General features: G+C 68.1%; 21 protein-coding genes. 11 read left to right on the top strand and 10 right to left on the bottom strand.

Translation table 11 applies throughout. The features are described from left to right. Positions 1 to 62: 62 nt before the first annotated feature. Entirely contained in the window at positions 63 to 881 is an 819-nt protein-coding gene (locus RQG82_RS09950; protein ID WP_311258929.1) for an ABC transporter permease, read from the bottom strand. Continuing rightward, a complete protein-coding gene (locus RQG82_RS09945) occupies positions 878 to 1,771 on the bottom strand; it encodes an ATP-binding cassette domain-containing protein (protein ID WP_311258928.1) in 894 nt (297 codons plus the stop codon). Before RQG82_RS09945 ends, RQG82_RS09950 begins: the two co-directional genes overlap by 4 nt. Positions 1,772 to 1,884: 113 nt before the next feature. Here RQG82_RS09945 and RQG82_RS09940 point away from each other — a divergent pair, with 113 nt between their 5' ends. The 7 genes from RQG82_RS09940 to RQG82_RS09910 all read left to right on the top strand — a co-directional run bounded on the left by RQG82_RS09940 (position 1,885) and on the right by RQG82_RS09910 (position 5,028). Then, complete coding sequence (locus tag RQG82_RS09940; RefSeq protein WP_311258927.1) at positions 1,885 to 2,817, top strand: TetR family transcriptional regulator; 933 nt, start codon at positions 1,885 to 1,887, stop codon at positions 2,815 to 2,817. A gap of 149 nt (positions 2,818 to 2,966) precedes the next feature. Beyond that, entirely contained in the window at positions 2,967 to 3,158 is a 192-nt protein-coding gene (locus tag RQG82_RS09935) for a helix-turn-helix domain-containing protein (protein ID WP_042538977.1), read from the top strand. Between the two features lie 136 nt (positions 3,159 to 3,294). Beyond that, the gene (locus RQG82_RS09930) at positions 3,295 to 3,393 is read left to right on the top strand and encodes a 30S ribosomal protein bS22 (protein WP_003792170.1); all 99 of its coding nucleotides are present in this window, start codon (positions 3,295 to 3,297) and stop codon (positions 3,391 to 3,393) included. A gap of 81 nt (positions 3,394 to 3,474) precedes the next feature. Further along, positions 3,475 to 3,777 carry a rhodanese-like domain-containing protein gene (locus tag RQG82_RS09925; protein ID WP_311258926.1) on the top strand — a complete coding sequence of 101 codons (303 nt, stop codon included), beginning with the start codon at positions 3,475 to 3,477 and terminating at the stop codon, positions 3,775 to 3,777. Further along, on the top strand, positions 3,774 to 4,064 hold the full coding sequence (locus RQG82_RS09920) for a glutaredoxin family protein (protein WP_311258925.1): 291 nt from the start codon (positions 3,774 to 3,776) through the stop codon (positions 4,062 to 4,064). Before RQG82_RS09925 ends, RQG82_RS09920 begins: the two co-directional genes overlap by 4 nt. Continuing rightward, positions 4,061 to 4,360 (top strand): Dabb family protein, encoded by a 300-nt coding sequence (locus tag RQG82_RS09915; protein ID WP_311258924.1) that lies wholly within the window; start codon positions 4,061 to 4,063, stop codon positions 4,358 to 4,360. Before RQG82_RS09920 ends, RQG82_RS09915 begins: the two co-directional genes overlap by 4 nt. Positions 4,361 to 4,404: 44 nt before the next feature. Further along, positions 4,405 to 5,028 (top strand): hypothetical protein, encoded by a 624-nt coding sequence (locus RQG82_RS09910; RefSeq protein WP_311258923.1) that lies wholly within the window; start codon positions 4,405 to 4,407, stop codon positions 5,026 to 5,028. Positions 5,029 to 5,071: 43 nt separating this feature from the next. Here RQG82_RS09910 and RQG82_RS09905 read toward each other — a convergent pair whose 3' ends face one another. Genes RQG82_RS09905 through RQG82_RS09895 form a run of 3 tightly spaced genes read right to left on the bottom strand, consistent with a single transcriptional unit; the run spans position 5,072 to position 10,993 of the window. Continuing rightward, positions 5,072 to 6,385, bottom strand: a complete 1,314-nt coding sequence (locus RQG82_RS09905; RefSeq protein WP_311258922.1) for a M1 family metallopeptidase — start codon at positions 6,383 to 6,385, stop codon at positions 5,072 to 5,074. Then, a complete protein-coding gene (locus RQG82_RS09900; RefSeq protein WP_311258921.1) occupies positions 6,382 to 10,299 on the bottom strand; it encodes a Pls/PosA family non-ribosomal peptide synthetase in 3,918 nt (1,305 codons plus the stop codon). The genes RQG82_RS09905 and RQG82_RS09900 overlap by 4 nt, the downstream gene beginning before the upstream one ends. A 1-nt stretch (position 10,300) precedes the next feature. After that, a complete protein-coding gene (locus tag RQG82_RS09895; RefSeq protein WP_311258920.1) occupies positions 10,301 to 10,993 on the bottom strand; it encodes a hypothetical protein in 693 nt (230 codons plus the stop codon). Between the two features lie 236 nt (positions 10,994 to 11,229). On the opposite strand from RQG82_RS09895, the gene RQG82_RS09890 reads away from it, so the two are divergent. Genes RQG82_RS09890 through RQG82_RS09880 form a run of 3 tightly spaced genes read left to right on the top strand, consistent with a single transcriptional unit; the run spans position 11,230 to position 13,629 of the window. Next, a complete protein-coding gene (locus tag RQG82_RS09890; RefSeq protein WP_311258919.1) occupies positions 11,230 to 12,045 on the top strand; it encodes a transporter substrate-binding domain-containing protein in 816 nt (271 codons plus the stop codon). A gap of 34 nt (positions 12,046 to 12,079) precedes the next feature. Next, a complete protein-coding gene (locus RQG82_RS09885) occupies positions 12,080 to 12,877 on the top strand; it encodes an amino acid ABC transporter permease (protein ID WP_311258918.1) in 798 nt (265 codons plus the stop codon). Beyond that, positions 12,874 to 13,629, top strand: a complete 756-nt coding sequence (locus tag RQG82_RS09880) for an amino acid ABC transporter ATP-binding protein (protein WP_311258917.1) — start codon at positions 12,874 to 12,876, stop codon at positions 13,627 to 13,629. Before RQG82_RS09885 ends, RQG82_RS09880 begins: the two co-directional genes overlap by 4 nt. Positions 13,630 to 13,699: 70 nt before the next feature. Here the strand turns inward: RQG82_RS09880 and RQG82_RS09875 are convergent, their stop codons facing one another. From RQG82_RS09875 to RQG82_RS09855, 5 genes are all read right to left on the bottom strand, one after another. Continuing rightward, positions 13,700 to 13,876, bottom strand: coding sequence for a YegP family protein (locus RQG82_RS09875; RefSeq protein ID WP_311258916.1), 177 nt, complete (start codon positions 13,874 to 13,876; stop codon positions 13,700 to 13,702). Between the two features lie 88 nt (positions 13,877 to 13,964). After that, positions 13,965 to 15,044, bottom strand: a complete 1,080-nt coding sequence (locus RQG82_RS09870; protein WP_311258915.1) for an ABC transporter ATP-binding protein — start codon at positions 15,042 to 15,044, stop codon at positions 13,965 to 13,967. Continuing rightward, on the bottom strand, positions 15,041 to 15,835 hold the full coding sequence (locus tag RQG82_RS09865) for an ABC transporter permease subunit (RefSeq protein ID WP_311258914.1): 795 nt from the start codon (positions 15,833 to 15,835) through the stop codon (positions 15,041 to 15,043). Before RQG82_RS09865 ends, RQG82_RS09870 begins: the two co-directional genes overlap by 4 nt. Beyond that, the gene (locus RQG82_RS09860) at positions 15,832 to 16,779 is read right to left on the bottom strand and encodes an ABC transporter permease (protein WP_396653591.1); all 948 of its coding nucleotides are present in this window, start codon (positions 16,777 to 16,779) and stop codon (positions 15,832 to 15,834) included. Before RQG82_RS09860 ends, RQG82_RS09865 begins: the two co-directional genes overlap by 4 nt. Further along, positions 16,776 to 17,915: an extracellular solute-binding protein gene (locus RQG82_RS09855; RefSeq protein ID WP_311258912.1), complete on the bottom strand. Its 1,140-nt coding sequence runs from the start codon at positions 17,913 to 17,915 to the stop codon at positions 16,776 to 16,778. The genes RQG82_RS09860 and RQG82_RS09855 overlap by 4 nt, the downstream gene beginning before the upstream one ends. A gap of 169 nt (positions 17,916 to 18,084) precedes the next feature. Between RQG82_RS09855 and RQG82_RS09850 the strand changes: the two genes are divergently transcribed. After that, a complete protein-coding gene (locus RQG82_RS09850; RefSeq protein WP_311258911.1) occupies positions 18,085 to 18,912 on the top strand; it encodes a TSUP family transporter in 828 nt (275 codons plus the stop codon). The last annotated feature ends 18 nt before the right edge of the window (positions 18,913 to 18,930 follow it).

Here is an 18,930-nt window from a genome sequence, read left to right as displayed (position 1 = left end):
ACGGTTCCGGCAAACGTCCTATGTCTCGGCTGTGACCCGCACGCGCGGTCCGGATTCGGTCCTCAGCGGCGCGCGGACCTGCGTCGGAACAGCCACGCGCCCCACAGGACCGAGCCGACCAGGATCAGGACGCACCCCCCGATCGCCCACAGCGGTGCCGCCTCCAGCGGAGCGTCCGTGAGCAGACCACGGATCGTGTCGACGATCGGCGTGATCGGCTGATAGGTGGCGACGGGCTGCAGCCACGCCGGCATGCTCGCCACGGGCACGAAGGCGCTCGACAGGTAGGGGAGGAACAGCAGCACGAACCCGTATCCGTTCGCGCCTTCCGGTGACTTCGCCGCCAGGCCGATGGCGGCGAACAGGTAGGTGATCGCCAAGATGTACAGAGCGATGAGCCCGGTCAGCGCCAGCCAGTGGATGAACGAGGCATCAGGTCGGAAGCCGACGAGGATGCCCACGACGATCACGATCGCTGTGGCGACCAGGTTGCGAAGCAGGCTCGCCACGACATGTCCCGTGAGCACCGCGCTCGCGCGCAACGGCATCGTGCGGAAGCGATCGATTATCCCTGTGCGCATGTCGTTGGCGACGTACACGGCGGTGGACGAGGCTCCGAAGCCGGCGCACGTGAGGATGATGCCGGGCACGACATAGTCGACGTATGCGCCGGAGGGGTCGATCGCTCCGCCGAACACCCACGTGAACATCAGCATGAGCATCACGGGCAGCAGGATCGCCATCAGCAGCGACTCGCCGTCGCGCAGCGAGTGACGCAGGCTCCTGCCCACGAAGACGGTCTCGGCGGTCAGGCCCCGCAGGCGTGGACGCGGCCGGAGTGTCGAGGGCGGCGTGAGGGTGACAGCGGTCGTGGCGTTCATGAGTGCTCCTTCGTGAGCTCGGCGTCGGACTCGGTCGTGGTCACTGCGAGGAAGACATCGTCGAGTGTCGGCCGCCGCAGCGAGACGATGCCATCGAGGCCCTCTTCGTCCAGGCGGTCGAGCGCCCGCCGCAGGTCGGCGACGGTGCCGTCGGTGGCGATCTCGCGCACCAGGTCGCCGTGGGCGTCGTGCAGCTCGACCGTGTCGCCGCCGATACGCGCCTTGAGTTCTCCGGGGGTGCCGAGCGCGGCGATCCGACCCTCGTGCAGCACGGCGATCCGATCGGCGAGCTGATCGGCCTCCTCGAGATACTGCGTCGTGAGCAGAACCGTCGTGCCAGCGGCCGCGACGGTGCGGATGAGCTCCCAGAGGTCGCGCCTGCTTCGGGTGTCGAGGCCCGTGGTGGGTTCGTCGAGGAAGAGGACCTCGGGGGTGACCACGAAGCTCAGGGCGAGGTCGAGACGGCGTCTCATGCCTCCCGAGAAGGTGCGCACCGACCGCGTGGCCGCCTCCGTGAGGTCGAAGCGCGAGATGAGCTCGGCCGCCCGGCGCGCCGAGTCGATGCGGGTCATGCCGGCGAGGTGGGAGAACATGATCACGTTCTCGGTCGCCGTCAGGGCGTCGTCTACGGCAGCCGATTGTCCGGTCAGGCTGATCCGCCGCTGGACCTCTCGAGCCTCGGTCCTCGTGTCGAATCCGGCGACGAGTGCGGTGCCGGCATCCGCGGCCGTCAACGTCGTGAGGATGTTGATCGTGGTCGTCTTGCCCGCTCCGTTCGGTCCGAGCAGCGCGAAGACCTCGCCGCGCGACACGGTGAAGTCGAGGTCGTTGACGACGCGCGTCTTTCCGAAGGCCTTGCTCAGCCCGCGGACTTCGATCGCCTGATTCATCGGTGCTTTCCTTCCTTGCTGGAACTGTGAATGAGTAAAACTGTGTGTGTCATACGCAACTGTGTATGACCGTAACACACTGTTTACGCAATATACAGAAGTAGGATGACAGCATGACCGAGATCGAACCCCCGGAGCTGCCGCGCGGGATCGCCCTCGCCTGGGGGGTCGCGGCGAACCCTCAACGAGGGCCCAAGCGTGAGATGAGCGTGGAGCGCATCGTCGATGCGGCGGTCGAGCTAGCGGATGCCGACGGCATCGGCGCCGTATCGATGGCTGCGGTCGCGTCGGCGCTCGGATTCACACCCATGTCGCTCTATCGATACGTCAGCGCGAAGGACGACCTTCTGCTGCTCATGCAGGAGCAGGCCACGGGATTGCCGCCGGAGTCGGTGCGCGAACTCGAAGGCTGGCGGGCGCGGCTCGTCGGTCTCTATGTCGAGCAGGTCCTCCTCTACCAACGCCACCCTTGGATGCTGTCGCTGCCGATCACCGGCTCTCCGATCACCCCGAACAGCTCGGCGTGGCTCGACGCGTCTCTCGAAGCGCTCGAGGGAACCCCGCTCTCGTCGGAGGAGCGCATCGCGGTCGCGCTGGCCGTGACCGGTAACGCGCGGTGGTGCGGGATCGTCCAGGCCGGTTACACGGAGCAGTCCCGCGGAAGTGGACTCACTCCGGATGAGGTGGCGGTTCGCGAGTCGGAGCTGTACGACCGCGTGATCACCGCCGACGAGTTCCCTGCACTGCGCCGCGCGATTGACGATGGCGTGTTCGTGTCTGCTGCAGATCCGTTCCGATTCGGCATGGAGCGCATCCTCGACGGGGTCGCGGCGTACATCGATTCGCTCGACCGAGGAGCCGCGCCCGAGCCCGCTGCGGACTGGATCGCACTCGACCCGGCTGATCTCTCGGGTGACCGCCGACTCCGGGATGCGCAGAAGGCCGTGCGCGAGGCCGAGAAGGCGTTGCGCACCGCTCACAAGCTCGAGAGGCAGGCGCTCAGGGAGGCCCGGGAGCGGGTGGCGAGAGCGACGAAGTCGCGCTGACCGCGTCCGGGGCTTGCCATGATGTGAGCTCGCCCGGTGCGTGCTTTCGCCACGGTCGGCGATGCTCATTGATCACACAGGCCACATGGGTTTACACGCGTCCCAGATTCGCCCTAGAGTGTGCACAAATCGAGAAAGGGGTACGTGGGATGCCCGAGGTTCCAGATGTCCGGTTCCTTACGGTGGCTGAGGTCGCCGAACTCATGCGCGTGTCGAAGATGACCGTCTATCGAATGGTGCACGCTGGGGAGCTGCCAGCCATTCGCTTCGGTCGCAGTTTCCGAGTTCCGGAATCTGCGGTGGCCGATGCTCTGCAACGACCGATAGCCGACGTCGGCTGACGCTCTCGGCTCGGTCTACGTGAGCGCGTGCAGCGAGAGCTCCACTGTTTGCTAGACTGATCCGAGGCATTTTTCCGTGCCCGTACCCGGGTGTCCGTCACCGACGACACCCAGCCACTGACTTAGTGAGGTTTCCGTGGGTTCTGTCATCAAGAAGCGCCGCAAGCGCATGGCGAAGAAGAAGCACCGCAAGCTGCTTCGTAAGACTCGCCACCAGCGTCGCAACAAGAAGTAAGCGACCAGACACGAGCGCCTGTCTCCGGACGGGCGCTTTGTGTCTATGCCCCCGGTTTCCCACTCGTCGCAGGAGCATGCCATGAAGTCGATCACCGTCACCGAGCTCGCCGAGCGTTCGAACACTCCGCTCATCGATGTCCGCGAGGTCGATGAGTTCGCCGCCGGACACGTCCCCGGGGCGGTCAACATCCCGATGTCCGAGATCGGCAACCGACTCGAAGAGCTTCCTGCAGAGTCGTTCGACGTCATCTGCCAGGCCGGCGGGCGCTCGGCGCGCGTCGTCGAGGCGCTCGAATCCCGCGGGTATGACGCGACCAACGTCGAGGGCGGAACGGGCGAGTGGATCGCTCAGGGCCGCGAGGTCGAGGTGCCGTCGGCGTGACCACGCTGACCCTCATCGGCAAGCCCGACTGCCACCTGTGCGACGTCGCGTCCGAGATCATCGACTCCGTCGTCGCCGAACTCCCTGATGCAGCTGCCGAGCGGATCCAGATCGTCGAGGCGTCGATCAAGGACGACCCCGCGCTCTACGAGCTGTGGTGGGAGAAGATCCCGGTCGTCCTCATCGACGGGGAACTGCACGCGCACTGGCGCCTGTCGGCCGACCGACTGCGCGATGCTCTCGAAGCCGCCGTGCAGAATGACGCACTGGAGAAGGAAGCGCGATGATCCGTCACGTCGTCACCTGGAAGCTCGCCGCAGACGACGCGGCGACGCGCTCCGAGCAGGCCGCCGAGGTCGCTCGCAGGCTGAATGCACTCGACGGAGTCGTGCCGCAGCTCCGTTCGATCTCCGCGGGTGCGAACGTCGCGTATCCGGACGCGAACTGGGACGTCACCCTCGTCGCGGACGTCGATTCGATCGAGGCTCTGGAGGAGTACCAGGTGCACCCGGCTCACGAAGAGGTCGTGGCGTACGTGCGCTCGGTGGTCGCGTCGCGCGTGGCCGTCGACTTCGAGGTCTGAGCCGCCGGTCCGCAGCTGTCGATCCGACGGGAGCAGGCGCAGTCATGGGCGAGATCACCTGGCGCGACGTGACCGTCGTCTGGGCGAGCCCCTCTGACCTGCAGGGGTTCACCGAGACCGACGCCGCCGCGATGGGGCCGGCACAGGCCGACCGCCTTCGCCAGCTGAGTGGCAGCCGCGCCCAGGGCTTCTTGGCGGGGAGGGCGCTGATCCGCGCACTCGTGCGCAGGATCCGAGGCTCCGACGAGGTTCTGCTCTCCAGCCTCTGCACCCGATGCGGCGCGCATCACGGCCGGCCGCGCTCCGACGGTGTCTCGCTCAGCGTGAGCCACGCGGAGGACCTGGTCGTGGTCGCGGCGACAGCGGGGTCGATCCTGCTGGGCGTCGACATCGAGGAGGAGGCGGCCGCCGGCCCTCTCTACGGATTGGGCCCGATGTTCCCCGACGGCAGTGCCCCGGATCTCGCCGCGTGGACGCGCATCGAAGCGGCCGTCAAGGCGGATGGTCGCGGTTTCGAGATCGATCCGTCGGAGGTGCTCCTGCAGCAGCGCCCCGATGACGTGGACCCGTGCGTGTGGTCGGCAGCGCTCCCGGGGCGATCGAGCCCCCTCGAGGTCACGACGCTCGTCGGACCGCCCGGATACGTGTTGAGCGTCGCCGTCGGCTGATCCTCTGCCGTCAGCGCGCCGTCACCGCGCCGTCACCGCGCCGTCAGCGTCGGCGCCGGGCCCGCGCAGGAGGGAGCGCGGGCAGCGGGAGCTCGTCGATCCAGGTCCGCACGAGGGCGCGCGCCTGGCCGTCGGCGATCTCGTCGACCAGCCCGAGGAAGTCGTCGCTCGTCACCGCGAGCCCGGCGAAGCGCGACGTCCACTCCCGCGTCAGGGCGAAGAACCGGTCGTCGCCGATCGTCAGACGCAGCGCATGCAGGGTGAGCGCGCCGCGCTTGTACACGCGGTCGTCGAACATGTCGTTCGGCCCGGGATCCGAGAGCACGAGATCCTGGGGGAGGATGCGGAGGCTGGCGTGATGCAGCAGGGCCTTCGCGTGAGCGGTGGGCCCTCCTGCGGCCTCTGACCACAGCCACTCCGAGTAGCACGCGTATCCCTCGTTCAGCCAGATGTCCTGCCACCGGGCGACGCCGACGCTGTTGCCGAACCACTGGTGCGCGAGCTCGTGCGCGACCAGCCGCTCGCTACCGCCCGACCCGTCGACGTGGTTCGCGCCGAAGATCGCCATGCCCTGCGCCTCGAGCGGGATCTCGAGGACGTCCGGGGTGACGACGATCTTGTACGACTCGTAGGGGTACGGGCCGAAGGCCTCGACGAACGTCTCCATCATCTGCGGCAGTGAGGCGAAGTCGGAGCGCACTCGCGGAGCGAGCGCCCGGGGGTGGAACAGACGCCCGGGCGTCGCACCGAGCTCGACCCTGGCGTCGTCGTACTGACCGAGCTGCACCGTCATCAGGTACGTGGCTGTCGGCACCGGCTGGTCGAAGGTCCAGCGAGTGCGGCCCCGCTGCGTCGACCGGGTGGCGGCGCCGCCGCTCACGACGGTGTATTCGGGGTCTGCCTTGAACTCCAGGCGATATGTCGCCTTGTCTGAGGGGATGTCGTTGCAGGGGAACCAGGTCGGAGCACCGGTCGGCTGCGACGCGACCAGCACGCCGTCTTCGAGCTCTTCCCAGCCGAGGAGTCCCCACCGGGTGCGGCGGGGCGAGGGAGCCCCCGAGTACTCGACGGTGACGATGAGTTCCTGACCGCTCGCGCGCTCGCCGCCGAAGATCACCTTGAGTCGCCGGTCGTCCTGGCGGAACGAGGCGGCTCGGTCGCCGCTCACCCGCACCTTCGTGGCCTTGAGCCCGACGAGGTCGAACGACACGTGCTTGGCCGACTCCTGCATCCGCAACCGGATCGTCGCGATGCCCGCGAGGCGGTTCGTGGTCACGCGGTAGTCGATGGCGAGGTCGTAGTGCAGCACCCCGTAGCGTCGATCGCCGCTGTGCGGGGTGTAGGGGTCGACGGTCATGCGTTCGAGGCCTGGTACGAGCGCACCTTGACGGCGCGCCACGGGCCGATGGGGTTGCCGCTCCACCGGCTGCCGACAGGCACGAACTCGCCGCGCATCACGAGCGACGCAGGGCCGACCGTCGCATCCGCTCCGATCGTCGCCGCGGGGAGGATCACGCTGTGCGGCCCGAGGGTCGCACCGTTCTCGAGGGTCACTGCGTCGATGCTCATCACTCGATCATGGAACAGATGCGTCTGAACCACACATCCGCGGTTCACCGTGGCGCCGTCGCCGAGCGTCACGAGGTCGGGTTCGGGCAGCCAGTAGCTGTCGGTCCAGACGCCTCGACCGATCTTGGCTCCGAGCGTGCGCAGCCAGATGGCGAGGGCGGGCGTGCCGGATGCCGCGTTCGCGAACCAGGGGGCGGCGACCATCTCGGTGAACGTGTCGGACACCTCGGTGCGCCAGACGAAGCTCGACCAGAGCGGATGCTCTCCGGCGCGGATCGGGCCGACGATGATCCACTTGGCGGCTGTCGTGATGAGGGCGGCGATCGCGCCGGCGGCGAGCATGACGGCGCTCGAGAGCACGACCGCCCATGCGAGCCCCCACGCGTCGACCACGGCGGCGAGCGTGAGCATCACGGCCAGTCCGATCGCGCAGGTCACGAACACCGGGATGATGCGGCCCAGCTCCCACAGTGCTCGTGCCACTCGCAGGCCGGCGCGGGGGCGGTAGGTGCGCTCGAGATCGGAGTCGTTGACGACACGACGCAGTCGAGCGGCGGGCGAGCCCAACCACGACGACCCTGCCTTCGCCTTGGGCGGCGCGACGGAGAGCACGGCCACGAGACCGTCTCGCGGCACGTTGTGCCCGCCGGCCGCCATGCCGGAGTTGCCGAGGAACGCGCGCTTGCCGATGCGCGCGGTTCCCAGTCGCATCCACCCGCCCTGCAGCTCGTAGGTGGCGACCATCGTGTCGTCGGCGAGGAAAGCGCCGTCGGCGATCGTCGTGAGCTTCGGGATGAGCAGCACCGTCGACGCCTCGACATCGCGACCGACGTCGGCGCCGAGGGCGCGCAGCCAGAACGGGGTGAAGCTGCTGGAGTACAGCGGGAAGAGGAAGGTGCGAGCGGAATCCAGCAGGCGTTCGGTCGTCCACGCCTGCCAGGCGACGCGAGAGCGCACCGGGTACACACCCTCGCCGAGGCCGATCCCGAGCAGGCGCACGAGAACCAGCACGAGGGTGGCGAAGACCACGCCCGCGAGCAGCACGGCAGGAACGAGCAGCGCCAGGATGCCGGGAACCGCGGCGGTGAGGGAGTCAGCTCCTCGGATGCCGAGTGCCACCACCCAGGCCCCTGTGGCGAGCGAGACGACAGGCAGGAGGCCCAGGGATGCCGAGGAGGCGGCGTAGGCCCACAGCCACCGGGTGCGGCTCGGCGGACGACCGGCTGCGAACGGCTTCGAGACGCCGCCGACGCGTGCTGCCGGGGATCCGGCCCAGCGCTGCCCGGAACGCACGCGTCCGAACACGGCTGAACCGGGTGCGATCTCGGCGCCGCGGCCGATCTTCGTGCCGGGGGCGAGGGTGCTTCGTGCGCCGATCGTCGCGTCGGCACCGATGCGGATGCCGCCGATGCGCACGGTGTCGCCGTCGATCCAGTACCCGGTGAGGTCGACCTCGGGCTCGATCGAGGCCCCGGCGCCGATGTCGAGCATGCCCGTGATCGGGGGCACCGTGTGCAGATCGACGTCCTTGTGGATGCGCGCGCCGAGCGCCCTGGCGTAGTAGACGACCCAGGGCGCGCCCGCGAGTCCCACCGGGTCGACCTGCTGCGCGATCTGCTCGGCGAGCCACAGGCGCAGGTGCACGCCGCCACCCCGCGGGTAGTCGCCGGGTCGGAGTCCGGCGAGCAGCAGACGGGCGGCGACGGCGGCGATGGTCATCTTGCCCAGCGGGGTCACGAAGATCACCAGGCCGACGATGATCGTCCACAGCGGAACCTCGGGAAGGAAGTCGAATCCGGGGGACAGACGCAGGATCCAGCTCGCGGTGAGCAGGAAGAGCAGCCAGCGGATGCCGGTGAACACGAACAGCGGCAACCCGGCGATGGTCTGCACCCACTGCATCCGCCGCGGTGTCGGCGCCTGCTGGCTGAAGACCCGTTCCGCGGTGTGCTCGTCGTCGGCCTCGTCGTCGACGGCATCGGCCATCTGACGCAGCCTCGGCAGGTCGTAGACGTCGGTCATCGTGAACTCGGGTGCGCGAGTGCGCAGGCGTGAGACCAGCTGGGCGGCGGCGAGCGAGCCTCCGCCGAGCTGGAAGAAGTCGGCGTCCTCATCGCTCGGGCGGATGCCGAGCACGGCGAACCACTGCTCGGCCAGCCACGCCGCGGTACCGGAGAGCGAGGATTCGCCCGCATCACCGGAATCGAGGGGCCACGGGAGAGCCGCTTTGTCGACCTTGCCCGACGTGCGGACAGGCAGATCGTCGACGATCGCGAGCAGGGGGATCAGCGGAGCCGGGAGAGTGTCGGCGAGCTCGCCGCGCGCCACCTGCCTGTCGAAGCCCTCGTCCGGAACCACATAGCCGACGAGGATCGGCATGCCGGTCTCGGTCTTCTGCACGACCACGGTCGCTGCCGAGACGAAGCTCAGCCCCTGCAGCGCCGCCTCGACCTCGCCGAGCTCGATGCGGCGACCGCCGATCTTGACCTGGTCGTCGGCACGGCCTTGGAAGATGAGGCCCTCGGGCTCGACGCGCACGACATCGCCGGAGCGATAGGCGCGATCCCAGCCGAGCGTCGGCATCGGGGCGTACTTCTCGGCGTCCTTGGCCGGGTCGAGGTAGCGGGCGAGGCCCACTCCGCCGATGATGAGCTCGCCCGCCTCGCCGTCCGCGACGCGCTGACCTTCGCCATCGACCACGGCCAGCGACCAGCCGTCCAGCGGCAGGCCGATGCGCACGGGGCCGGTGCCGTCCATGAGAGACGCACAGGCGACGACGGTGGCCTCGGTCGGGCCGTACGTGTTCCAGACCTCGCGCCCATCCGATGCCAGTCGCGCGACCAGCTCCGGCGGGCAGGCCTCGCCGCCGAAGATGAGCAGACGCACGTTCTCGATCGCATCCTGGGGCCACAGGGCTGCGAGCGTGGGGACCGTCGAGACGACGGTGATGCCGTGCCCGAGCAGCCAGGGGCCCAGATCCTCGCCCGACCGGACCAGAGCCCTCGGCGCCGGAACGAGGCATGCGCCGTGGCCCCATGCGAGCCACATCTCCTCACACGATGCGTCGAACGCGACCGACAGCCCCGCGAGCACGCGGTCGCCGGGGCCCAGCGGGGCGTCCTGCAGGAACAGGCGCGCTTCGGCGTCGACGAAGGCGGCGGCCGACCTGTGCGATACGGCGACGCCCTTGGGCACCCCGGTAGAGCCGGAGGTGAAGATGATCCACGCGTCGTCCTCGACGGTCGGCGGGGCGACGACGGGCACGGCCGAGGTGCTCGGGTGCGGTGTCGCGCTGGCGAACAGCTCCCTCGCATCGCCCGTGTCGGCGGGGAGGTAGCCCGCATCGGTGATCATGCCGGCGATGCGAGCCTCGCGGAAGACGAGATCGGCCCGCTCCTGGGGGTCGTCCGCGTCGACCGGCACATATGCCGCGCCGGCCGCCATCGCGCCGAGGATCGCGATGTAGAGGTCGCGGCGCCCGGACGTCATCCTGATGCCGACGCGATCGCCCTGACCCACGCCGTGCTCTCGCAGCACAGCGGCCGTGCGCCACACCTGCGCCAGAAGCTCGGCGTAGCTCAGGGCGCCGTCGGCGTCTTCGACTGCCGATGCGTCCGGATGCTGCGCGGTGGTGTCCCGGAGGATGTCGATCAGCGTGCGGGGGAGTGGCGCCTCGGCAGCGCGGTCCAGCGCCTCCTGCACGTCAGTTCGCAAGGAGGTCGAGCAGTGCGGCCTTCGACAGTCGCGAGTACCCGGTGCGGCCCTCGGCGCGGGCGCGGGCCCGGAGCTCGATGACCGTGAGATCGCTCAGCTCGGACGCGGGGGCTGACCCCGGTGCGGCGGGCTTGGGCGTCGCCTTCCTCGTGGTGGTCGCCTTCTTCGCCGGACGAGCGGCGGGTGTCGCCGCGGTCGTGGACGTGGTCGCGGGAGCAGGGGCGACCTTCGTCGCCGCTGCCTTCGGTGCGACTGCGGCTGCCTTCGGCTCGGTCTTCGCGGGCGACGTCGGAACCTCGGACGTGGTCGCCTCGGCCTTCTTCGACGGCGAGGTGCTCTTCGTCGCGGACTTCTTCGCCTCTGGCTTCTTCGCCGACGACTGCTTCGAGTCCTTCTTGTCGGCCTTCTTCGTGTCTGCCTTCTTCGGTGCCTGCAGACGCGCGGTGGCTTCCTGAAGTCGCTCGGTGGCGGCCGTGGCCGACTTCGCGACCTTCTTCGGCTTGTCGGCGATCTTCTTCTTCGAGGCGCTCGCCGCGTCCTTCGCATCCTCGACGAGAGGCTTCAGCTTCTTGGCTGCTTTCTTAGGAAGGGTCTTGATCAGCTTCTTCGCGTCCTTTGCGGCATCCTTGGCGGCATCGAGTGCTGCTTCGGCGTTCCGGTGGGCGGGTGTCTTCTTGGCCATGATCGGTCCTCCTGTACGACCCGAGCGCGTCCGCTCGGGTGTTGGCACAGAGGATACTCAGGCAAGGTGAACAATCGGTGCCATGGCGTCCACCCGGGGTGTCACTTTCGGTCACACTTGCAACACAAATGTGATCCGCGGAAGGCGGCTGGCGACCGGTTCGGCCGGGTGGTGCATGTTTAGATGTTCTCCTACCCGTCCGTGGGTAACCACACCCTCGTCGTTCAGGAGCTGACATGCGCCGTCGCAACATCATCGCCGGGATCGCGCTCGCCGCGACCGCCACTCTCGCCCTCGCCGGCTGTGCAACGGGCAGTGGAGACGCCGGATCGGGTGAGCCCGCGGCTGGCGACGAGTACGACCTCATCGAGGCGGGCACGCTGACGGTCTGCTCCGACATCCCCTACGCTCCGTTCGAGTTCGAGGGCGGCGACAACGGCACCGGGTACACCGGCTTCGACATCGACCTGCTCGATGCGATCGCGAAGGAGCTCGACCTCAAGCTCTCGGTGCAGGACGTCGGATTCGACGCGCTGCAGTCCGGCACCACGCTCGCCGCCGGGCAGTGCGACATCGGCGCCTCGGCGATGACCATCACCGAGGAGCGCGAGGCGAACATCGACTTCTCCGAGCCGTACTACGAGTCGCTGCAGTCGCTGCTGGTGCGCACCGACTCGGGCATCGAGTCGATCAAGGATCTCTCTGGCAAGAACGTCGGTGTGCAGCAGGGCACCACGGGCGAGGCCTACGCGACGGAGAACGCCGAGGGCGCCCAGCTCGTGCAGTACCCGTCTGACGGCGAGCTGTGGCCCGCCATGCAGGCCGGTCAGATCGACGCGATCCTCCAGGACCAGCCGGTGAACCTCGAGCACGAGAAGGCCGACAGCGCCTACAAGATCGTCGAGGAGTACGAGACCGGTGAGTCCTACGGCTTCGCCTACGCGAAGGGCGAGAAGGATGCGCTGCGCGAGGCTATCGACGGTGCGCTGCAGGACCTGCGCGACAGCGGCGACTACCAGACGATCTACGACACCTACTTCACCGCGAAGTAATCGGCGAGCGACGTAGGACAGGGAGACCTTGACAATGGCGTTGAGGCGCACCACGAAGAGCAAGCTCTACCGGTACACCGTCTATGCGGTGCTGATCGCGATCGTCGTCTGGCTGATCGTCAGCACCGACTGGGCGCGCATCTCGCAGCTGTACTTCAACCCCGAGGTCGCGGCGAAGATGCTTCCGGGCATCATCACGACGGCGCTCGTCAACACGCTGTGGTTCACCGCCGTCGCGTTCGCCGGCGGCCTGCTGCTCGGCATCGTGCTGGCGCTGCTGAAGCTGTCGAGCATCGGACCCTTCCGATGGATCGCGACGGCGTGGATCGAGCTGTTCCGCGGGCTTCCCGCGATCCTCACGATCTTCGCCATCGCGTTCATCCTGCCGATCGGACTCGGCGTGCCGGGAACGAAGCTCGGCGGACCGGTGGTGCTCGGTCTGATCGGTCTGATCCTGGTGGCGTCGGCCTACATGGCCGAGACCATCCGCGCGGGCATCCAGGCGGTTCCGAAGGGGCAGACCGAGGCCGCGCGCTCGCTCGGCATGTCGCCCATGAAGACGACCTTCTGGATCGTGGTGCCGCAGGGCTTCCGCATCATCATCCCGCCGCTGACCAACGAGTTCGTGCTCCTGCTGAAGGACACCTCGCTGCTCTTCGTGGCAGGATCCTTCATCTGGTCGAAGGAGCTCACGAACTTCGCGCGTGATGCGAGCACGCAGAACGCGAACGGAACGCCGCTGATCATGGCGGCGGCCCTCTACCTGATCGTGACGATCCCCCTCACGCGCTTCAGCGCGTACCTGGAACGAAGGATGTCGAGGCAGCGATGATCACCGACCTGATTGATGTCCACGCACCTGCGATCGATCTGCAGGGGCTCGTGAAGTCGTTCGGCGACAACGAGGTGCTCAAGGGCATCGACCTCACCGTCACCAAGGGCGAGGTCGTCTGCATCATCGGTCCCTCAGGGTCGGGAAAGTCGACGCTCCTGCGTTCGGTGAACCTGCTCGAGGAACCGACCGGTGGCAAGGTGCTCATCGAGGGCATCGACATCACCGATCCCGACGTCGACATCGACCGCGTGCGCACGCGCATCGGCATGGTGTTCCAGAGCTTCAACCTGTTCCCGCACCTCGATGTGATGGGCAACCTCATGATCGCGCAGCAGCGCGTGAAGAAGCGGTCCAAGGCTGAGGCTGAGAGGGTCGCGAAGGAGATGCTCGGCCGTGTCGGGCTCTCCGAGAAGGCGGACGCCTATCCCGGGCACCTGTCAGGCGGTCAGCAGCAGCGCGTCGCGATCGCGCGTGCGCTGTGCATGAACCCCGACATGATGCTGTTCGACGAGCCGACCTCGGCGCTCGATCCCGAACTGGTCGGTGAGGTGCTGCAGGTGATGCGCTCACTCGCCGACGAGGGAATGACGATGCTCGTCGTCACGCACGAGATGGGCTTCGCCCGCGAGGTCGGGTCGCGACTGATCTTCATGGACGGCGGACACATCGTCGAAGAGGGCGACCCGCGCGAGGTGCTCGCCAACCCGCAGCATCCTCGCACGCAGGACTTCCTGGCGCGAGTGCTCTGAGCCCAGGATCCCCGTCGTGCAGAGGCCCCCTCCCGCTGAGTCAGCGGGAGGGGGCCTCTCTGCGAAGCCGTCAGATCTCGACGATCTCCGCATCCGGGGCGTTGGTCTTCACTGACTCGATCCCGTTCCGGGCCGCGGACTTCGATGAGTAACCCTCGCTGGTGGCGATCACCTGGCCGTTGCCGGCTTTCAGGCGAAACCGGTGCTCTCCAGCCCTGTCTTCATACAGCTCGAACGTGCCTGCCATGAGGCGTCCTTTCTCTGCCGAATCGAGGGAAGTATGCCCCTCGAGCATCACGGTATCCCGGAGTACTGGCCCAGGGATAGAGCGCGATTCAGCCGCGCGGATGCACGGCCACGGGCTCGGGCGCGACAGCGATCCGCACACGATCTCCGAACGCCGGATGGATGCCGGGAGCATGCTGCAGGCGCACGAGCTCGCCCGACTCGGTGCGCACGAGCGTGCGGCGCATGCTGCCCAGGAACGTGCTCTCCTGCACGAGCGCATCGGTCGCAGCATCCGCCTCGGAGGCGAAGTGCACGTTCTCCGGTCGCAGGTAGACGTCGACCGGTCCGTCAGCGGGTGCCTGCAGCGGCAGCTTCTGCCCCCACACCACCACGTGGTCGCCCTCGGCGACGCCCGAGACGACACTCGAGAGACCGACGAAGGCGGCGACACCCGCTGTCGAGGGCGTCGTGTAGAGCTGCTCGGGAGTGCCGATCTGCTCGATGGTCCCTGCGTTCATCACGGCGATCCGGTCGGAGACGGCCAGTGCCTCCTCCTGGTCGTGCGTCACGAAGACGGTGGTGATGCCGAGCCGCAGCTGGATGCGACGGATCTCGTCACGCAGCTGCACGCGCACCTTCGCGTCGAGGGCGGACAGCGGCTCGTCGAGCAGCAGCACCTTCGGCTCGGTCACCAATGCGCGGGCGAGCGCCACGCGCTGCTGCTGGCCACCGGAGAGCTGATGCGGAAAACGGTCGGCGAAGTCGGCGAGCCGCACCAGGGCGAGGGCATCGAGAGCCCGCTTCGCGGCCTCTGCCTTACCGAGTCCGCGGCGGCGCAACCCGAAAGCGGTGTTCTCCGCGACGCGCAGATGCGGGAACAGCGAATAGGACTGGAAGACCATGCCGATATCGCGCTTGTTGGTCGGCACCCGCGAGACGTCTCCGCCGTCGAGGAGCACCGCACCGCTGTCGAGGCCCTCGAGCCCGGCGAGCACCCGCAGCAGAGTGGTCTTGCCGCAGCCCGAGGGGCCGAGCAGCGAGACGAACTCGCCGGGGGCTATGTCGAGGTCGACGCCGTGCAGCACGGTGTTGCCCGAGTAGCTCTTCACGATGCCCTGCAGCTGCACACGGGTGCCCTCGCCGGCCTCGGCGAGCAGCATGTTGTCGGCGGTCTGGGGGAGGGTCATGAGCGGGCCTTTCCGTTGCCGCGCGCGACGCGGCCGATGAGGAGGAGCAGGAGGAAGACGAACAGCAGCGCCAGCAGGGTGAAGATGGCCGGTGCGTACGGGTCCTGCTTCTGGACGACGACCATGGCCGTCTGGAACACCTGGCGGTTGAGGAGCGAGGCAATCGTGAACTCGCCGAGCACGACGGCGATCGAGATGAGCGACGCCGCGAGCAGCCCCTGGCGCAGGTTCGGTGCGAGCACCTTGAGAACGACGGTCGGCCAGCTCGCCCCGAGCGAGCGGGCGGCCTCGGCGAGCGTGCGCAGATCGGCGGCGTCGATCGACGCCTGGATCGAGCGGTAGGCGAAGGGCAGCACGGTGATGCCATAGGCGAAGGCCAGGGTCCAGGTGCCCGTGCCGAGAGCGCGTCCGATCTGCAGGTAGATCGGCGCGAGCCCGACGACCAGCACGATCGCGGGGATCGAGATCGGCAGCAGTACCGCGAACTCGAACACCGGCTTGAGCTTCGCGAAGCGCAGGTTGACCAGGATCATCGTCGGCGCCAGCAGGAGGAGCACGATCGCGACCGTCACGACGGCCAGGATCAGCGAGTTGCCGAGACCCATCCAGATCGGCTTGATGGCCGCGGACTTCGCGGGGTCGAACAGTGCGAACCACCGCTCGAGGCCGAGGGTCCCGTCGGTCTGGCGCAGCGTGTAGAGGAAGGTCGAGACCAGCGGGATGGCGAAGAAGGCGCCGACGACGATGCCGATGATCCAGCGGGTCGCGAGAGAAGGGCCGAGACGGTTCATGACTGCCACCTCGCGGCTCGTCGCTGGATGATCGAGTACAGGGCCATGACGACTCCGACGATCACGATCATGCCGAGCGCGAGCGCGCCGGCCAGGTTCTCGCGGCCGAGCACGGTCTCGCTGGTGAGCGCCGCCCTGATCTGCAGCGGAACGATCTGCGCGCCCTGGCTGGCGAGCGCCGCGGCCGTGGCGTACGACGAGAAGGCGTTCGCGAACAGCAGCAGAAGGCTCGCGAGAAAAGAGGGGGCCAGCACCGGGATGCCGATACGCAGCCAGAAGCTGGAGCGCGTGCCGCCGAGCGTGAGATTCGCCTCTGCCCACTGCGGCTTGAGCGCGGCGAGGGCGGGCATGAAGGTGATCACCATGAGGGGGATCTGGAAGTAGATGTACGGCAGGATCAGGCCGGGGAGCTCGTAGAGCCAGGTGCCGTTCGCGAAGATGTCGATGCCGAAGGTGTCCTGGAGGAACAGCTTGAGTACGCCCTGGATGCCGATCGTCGCGATGAAGGCGAACGCGAGCATCACACCACCGAACTGGGCCAGCACGCCGGCAGCGGCATCCACGGTCGACCGCACCGCTCCATCCGGGTTCATGCCGAGGAGGGCATAGCAGACGAGGGCTCCGACGATCGCGCCGACGACGGCGGTCAGCAGCGACAGCCCGGCGGAGTTCGCGAACGTCGTGAGCACGACGGGGTCGCCGAGAGCCGAGACGTTCGACCAGGTGAACGAGCCGTCCTCCGTGAAGAAGCCCGAGCCGATCGCGAGGACCGTCGGCACTGCGAGGAAGAGCAGCACGTATGCGGCGAACGGCACGAGACCGAGCCAGGCCGCAGATGACGCCGAGCGCCGGGGCCCCGAGATGACGGGCCCGGCGCCGGCCGGAGTGAGGGGGACGGGGGCGGATGCCGTGGCATCCGCCCCCGTCGCGGTGGCAGTGGTCACTGGACCGCCGCTGCCCACTTCTCGCCGAGCAGCGTGCCGGCGTTCGTCGACTGCTCCTCGGTCGGGACGACCGTCTCGCTCGGGACCTCGGGAAGAGCCGCTGCCAGGTCGGCGTCGATCGTGCCGGCCTCGGTCATGGCCTCCATGCGAGCCGGGCGCGCGCCGCCCTTGAGCCACAGGTTCTGCACCTCGTCGCTGTAGAGGAACTCCTGCCACAGGCGTGCGGCTGCCGGGTTCGGGGCATCCTTGTTGATCGCCTGGTTGTAGTAGCCGGCGTAACCGGTGCCGTCGAGGACGACGACCTCCCAGTTCTCGTTGTCAGCGGTGTGCGAGGCGTTCAGGTAGTCCCAGTCGAAGACGACAGGGGTCTCGCCGCTCGCGACGGTCGCCGTGGTGACGTCGACCTTGAGCAGGTTGCCGGCCTTCTGCAGCTCGGAGAAGAAGTCGATTCCGGGCTGGAAGTCGTCGAGTGTGCCGTCGGACTGCACCGTGGCGAGGCCCACAGCGGCGAACGCCGCACCGGCCTGCGTCGGGTCGCCGTTGATGGCGACGGCACCCTTGTAGGCGGCGTCCTTCAGGTCGTCGAGCGACTCGGGGGCGTCGAACTTCGACGAGTCGTAGCCGATCGACATGTATCCGCCGTAGTCGCCGACGAAGAGACCGGTCGGCTCCTTGAGCTCGTCGGGGATCTCGTCCCAGGTCTGCACCTGGTACGGGGCGAACACGTCCGTGTTCTGCAGCGCGACGGTGAGGCCGAGGTCGAACACGTCGGGGGCGGTGTCGAGGCCCTCGTTGGTCTTCGCAGCCTGGATCTCCTCGGCGCTCGAGACGTCGGGCGATGCCTCGTTGATCGTGATCTCGGGGTACTTCTCGGCGAAGAGGTCGAGGATCTCGCCGTAGTTGGCCCAGTCACGCGGAAGCGCGATGACGTTGAGCTGACCCTCGGCCTTCGCGGCCTCTTCGAGGTCGGCGAACGATCCGAAGTCCTCGACCGAGGTGGCGGCTGCGGCGTCGACGTCGTCGCTGCCGGCCGCGGGGGTCTCGGCGCCCGTCGCGCAGGCGGTCAGGCCGAGCGCAGCGGTGGTGAACAGGGCGATGCCGGCGCCGATGCGCGCGCGGCGGTGGAAGTTGGTCATCAGGGTCCTCTCGGTGCCCGGCGCTGTGAGCCGGATTCGGGTTGCGAGAGGACACTATGAGCCACGGGTTGCCGATCGCAGCGAGCCTGGTGAACGAGAGATGTCCGGGTCGTGGCGGTTCGGGCTGCGGTGGCGTTCGCGACGCTGTGTGGTCTGACATCCTGGAGCGATGGACATCGGCAGTGTGCTCGGACTCGAGCAGCTCACCTGGGGCACGCTGATCCTCATCGTCATCGCGGCCTTCGCCGCCGGCTGGATCGACGCCGTCGTGGGCGGCGGAGGGCTGCTCCAGCTGCCGGCCCTGCTGCTGATCCCCGGTATCTCGCCTATCCAGGCGCTCGCCACCAACAAGCTCGCCTCGGTGTTCGGCACGGCCACGAGCAGCGTCACCTTCTACCGCCGAGCGAAACCCGACATCCGCACGGCTCTGCCGATGGCGGCGATCGCGCTCGTCGGGTCGTTCGGCGGAGCCGCCGTCGCCACGGTGCTGCCGGCCGCGGCCTTCAAGCCGATCATCGTTGTCGCCCTGCTCGTTGTCGCTCTGTTCACGGCGTTCCGCCCGCAGATGGGCGCGGCCACCCGTCTGCGTTTCCGTGGCCACAAGCACCACATCATGGCGGGGCTCGCCGGGCTCGTGATCGGTTTCTACGACGGGCTGATCGGGCCGGGGACAGGGACGTTCCTGGTGATATCGCTCGTCGCGCTGCTGGGATACGACTTCCTGCAGGCGAGCGCCAAGGCGAAGATCGTGAACCTCGCCACGAACACCGGCGCGCTGCTGCTCTTCATTCCTCACGGGGCCGTGCTGTGGCTGCTCGGCGGGATCCTTGCCGTGGCGAATGTCGCCGGCAGCTATCTCGGCTCGCGCATGGCGATCTCACGCGGCACGACGTTCATCCGCGTCGTGTTCCTCGTCGTCGTGGTCGCGCTGATCGCGAAGCTCGGTGTCGACGTGTGGAACGAGAACATCGCGCCGGCTCTTGCCTCGCTGCACTGAGCAGACCAAGAGGCCCTC

The sequence above is a fragment of the Microbacterium sp. WCS2018Hpa-9 genome (assembly GCF_031843745.1).
GTDB lineage: Bacteria > Actinomycetota > Actinomycetes > Actinomycetales > Microbacteriaceae > Microbacterium.
The sequence above is the reverse complement of the archived record's forward strand: the minus strand, read 5'-3'. Positions and strand labels throughout refer to the sequence as shown.

Coding starts and splice junctions, on each gene's coding strand:
- RQG82_RS09880 (WP_311258917.1), top strand. CDS start 12,874: ATGATCACCGACCTGATTGATGTCCACGCACCTGCGATCGATCTGCAG.
- RQG82_RS09870 (WP_311258915.1), bottom strand. CDS start 15,044: ATGACCCTCCCCCAGACCGCCGACAACATGCTGCTCGCCGAGGCCGGC.
- RQG82_RS09885 (WP_311258918.1), top strand. CDS start 12,080: ATGGCGTTGAGGCGCACCACGAAGAGCAAGCTCTACCGGTACACCGTC.
- RQG82_RS09950 (WP_311258929.1), bottom strand. CDS start 881: ATGAACGCCACGACCGCTGTCACCCTCACGCCGCCCTCGACACTCCGG.
- RQG82_RS09935 (WP_042538977.1), top strand. CDS start 2,967: ATGCCCGAGGTTCCAGATGTCCGGTTCCTTACGGTGGCTGAGGTCGCC.
- RQG82_RS09850 (WP_311258911.1), top strand. CDS start 18,085: ATGGACATCGGCAGTGTGCTCGGACTCGAGCAGCTCACCTGGGGCACG.
- RQG82_RS09855 (WP_311258912.1), bottom strand. CDS start 17,915: ATGACCAACTTCCACCGCCGCGCGCGCATCGGCGCCGGCATCGCCCTG.
- RQG82_RS09865 (WP_311258914.1), bottom strand. CDS start 15,835: ATGAACCGTCTCGGCCCTTCTCTCGCGACCCGCTGGATCATCGGCATC.
- RQG82_RS09890 (WP_311258919.1), top strand. CDS start 11,230: ATGCGCCGTCGCAACATCATCGCCGGGATCGCGCTCGCCGCGACCGCC.
- RQG82_RS09875 (WP_311258916.1), bottom strand. CDS start 13,876: ATGGCAGGCACGTTCGAGCTGTATGAAGACAGGGCTGGAGAGCACCGG.
- RQG82_RS09925 (WP_311258926.1), top strand. CDS start 3,475: ATGAAGTCGATCACCGTCACCGAGCTCGCCGAGCGTTCGAACACTCCG.
- RQG82_RS09895 (WP_311258920.1), bottom strand. CDS start 10,993: ATGGCCAAGAAGACACCCGCCCACCGGAACGCCGAAGCAGCACTCGAT.
- RQG82_RS09940 (WP_311258927.1), top strand. CDS start 1,885: ATGACCGAGATCGAACCCCCGGAGCTGCCGCGCGGGATCGCCCTCGCC.
- RQG82_RS09905 (WP_311258922.1), bottom strand. CDS start 6,385: ATGACCGTCGACCCCTACACCCCGCACAGCGGCGATCGACGCTACGGG.
- RQG82_RS09915 (WP_311258924.1), top strand. CDS start 4,061: ATGATCCGTCACGTCGTCACCTGGAAGCTCGCCGCAGACGACGCGGCG.
- RQG82_RS09945 (WP_311258928.1), bottom strand. CDS start 1,771: ATGAATCAGGCGATCGAAGTCCGCGGGCTGAGCAAGGCCTTCGGAAAG.
- RQG82_RS09910 (WP_311258923.1), top strand. CDS start 4,405: ATGGGCGAGATCACCTGGCGCGACGTGACCGTCGTCTGGGCGAGCCCC.